At 71.7% G+C, this 2,194-nt stretch carries 2 protein-coding genes; both read right to left on the bottom strand.

Features of this window, described 5'->3' with window-relative positions; genetic code table 11:
- Positions 1-121 precede the first annotated feature (121 nt).
- Entirely contained in the window at positions 122-1,348 is a 1,227-nt protein-coding gene (locus tag ACSNOH_RS34545; RefSeq protein WP_436725401.1) for a serine hydrolase domain-containing protein, read from the bottom strand.
- A gap of 47 nt (positions 1,349-1,395) precedes the next feature.
- Entirely contained in the window at positions 1,396-2,160 is a 765-nt protein-coding gene (gene cobM, locus ACSNOH_RS34540) for a precorrin-4 C(11)-methyltransferase (RefSeq protein WP_436725402.1), read from the bottom strand.
- Positions 2,161-2,194 lie beyond the last annotated feature (34 nt).

Below are 2,194 nucleotides of genomic sequence, written 5' to 3'. Positions count from 1 at the left end.
GCGCGGGCACGATCGTGGGCCGCGCGGAACCGGTGGGTCCGCGCGGCGCTCGCGGGCGGGGTTAGCGCAGGGCCGGCGCAGGGGCGCGGGGCCGGCGCAGGGGCGCGGGGCCGGCGCAGGGCTAGCGCAGCGTGTTGAGCGAGGCCGCCGCGGCCGCCGGCTTGTCCTTCACCGGCTTGGGGAGCGCACCGCAGAACTCGCCCTCGAACATGTTCTCAAAGGGCGGGCTCTCGTTGAGCCAGTCGCCGTTGATGTTGAAGGTGAGCATGTGCTTGCCGTCGCGCGTGCCCGCGGCACCCGTGAGCGAGCCCCAGACCACGCCGTCGTGGCCGTACACCTGCACGCCGCAGGTCAGCTTGCGGGAGATGATGCCGAGGCCGTAGGTGTAGTGCTCGCCCGTCTCCACGGTGGTCAGCATCGCGTCGAGCTGCTTGCGCGGCAGCAGCTTGCCCTGGAGGAGGGCGCTGAAGAAGCGGTTGAGGTCGCCGCTGGTGCTGACCACCTCGCCCGTCGCACCGGACCAGGACGGGCGGTACTCCGTGGCGTCGTAGATCTCCGGGCCGGGGTCCGGCACGTAGAGCTTGGAGTAGCCGACGGGGTGCGGCGCGGGCAGCTTCGGGTCCGTGCCGGGGAAGGTCGTCTCCTTCAGGCCCAGCGGCTTGACGATGCGCCGCTCGACCTCGCGGGCGTACGGGTTCCCCGTCACCTTCTCGATGATCATGCCGCCGAGGACGAAGTTCGTGTTCGAGTACCGCCAGCCCTTGCCGGGCTCGAAGTCCGGGCCGTACTTGATGCCCATGGCGACGATCTGCTCGGGCGTCTTGATGTCGTAGCGGTGCTGGAAGAAGCCCTGCCCGTTCATCTGCTCGTTCCACTCGGGCGTGTACACCATGTCGTGCACGCCGCTGGTGTGGTTGAGGAGCTGACGGACCGTGATCCTGTCGGCGTCGTAGCCGTTGCCCTTCACCACGCCGGGGAGCCACTTCTCGACGGAGTCGTCGAGGCTCAGCTTCCCCTCCGCCTCCAGTTGCAGCAGGACCGTCGCGACGAAGGTCTTCGTGATGCTGCCCGCACGGAAGTGGTCGGCGGCGGTGCGCTTGCGCTTCGTGGCGGTGTCCGCGTAGCCGGCGGAGCCGGACCAGACGCCCTTGGGTGTGAGCGTTCCTGCGGCTACGCCGGGCATGCCGGCTGCGACCAGGCCGTTCAGGGCGGTCTGGGTGGCGGTGTGGCTCTCGGGGCCGGGCGGTGTCGCTGCGGTGGCCGGGCCGGTCGCGGTGACGGCGATGGCCGTTGCGGCGGCGAGGGTTACGAGTGCGGCTCTTACGGTCTTTGACGTGCGCTTCGGCATGCGCTTCCCCCCTGGAACGATCATGTACAGGTAAGCATAGGCTAACCTCAGTTGGCGCAGCGTCCCTGGTGATCCCGGTCGCGGTCCGCCGAGTACAGGTAGCTGTCCGGGAACTGCTCCGCCGCCAGCGTCCGGCCCACGACGATGACCGCCGTGCGGACCACTCCGGCCGCCTTCACCTTCTCCGCGATGTCGGCCAGCGTGCCGCGCAGCACCAGTTCGTCCGGGCGGCTCGCCATCGCGACGACGGCGGCCGGGCAGTCGGCGCCGTAGTGCGGGAGGAGTTCGGCGACGACCTCGCCGGCGTAGCGGGCGGCCAGGTGCAGGACGAGCAGGGCGCCGCTGCGGCCGAGGGTGGCGAGGTCCTCGCCGGGGGGCATGGGGGTGGCCTGGCGGGCGATCCGGGTGAGGATCACCGTCTGACCGACCGTCGGCACGGTCAGCTCGCGGCCGAGGGCGGCGGCGGCCGCGGCGAAGGCGGGGACGCCGGGCACGATCTCGTACGGGATGCCGACCGCGTCCAGGCGGCGCATCTGTTCGGCGACCGCGCTGAAGACGGAGGGGTCGCCGGAGTGCAGGCGGGCCACGTCCTGGCCCGCGGCGTGGGCCCGGGTCAGCTCGTCGGTGATCTGGTCGAGGGTCAGGCCGGCGGTGTCGACGAGGCGGGCGTCCGGGGGGCACTCGGCGAGGAGTTCGCGCGGGACGAGGCTTCCCGCGTAGAGGCAGACGCCGCAGCGGGCGAGGGTGCGGGCGCCGCGGACGGTGATGAGGTCGGCGGCGCCGGGGCCGGCGCCGATGAAGTAGACGGTCATGAGCGAGGTCTCCTGTCGGTGGTGGGTCGGGGCC

It is taken from the genome of Streptomyces sp. URMC 127 (genome assembly GCF_051386535.1).
Classification (GTDB): domain Bacteria; phylum Actinomycetota; class Actinomycetes; order Streptomycetales; family Streptomycetaceae; genus Streptomyces.
Note: the sequence above shows the minus strand (reverse complement) of the source record. Positions and strands in the feature narration are given on the sequence as shown.

What these genes read in the sequence shown, in the direction of transcription:
- cobM (WP_436725402.1), bottom strand. Translation starts at nt 2,160, where the DNA reads ATGACCGTCTACTTCATCGGCGCCGGCCCCGGCGCCGCCGACCTCATC.
- ACSNOH_RS34545 (WP_436725401.1), bottom strand. Translation starts at nt 1,348, where the DNA reads ATGCCGAAGCGCACGTCAAAGACCGTAAGAGCCGCACTCGTAACCCTC.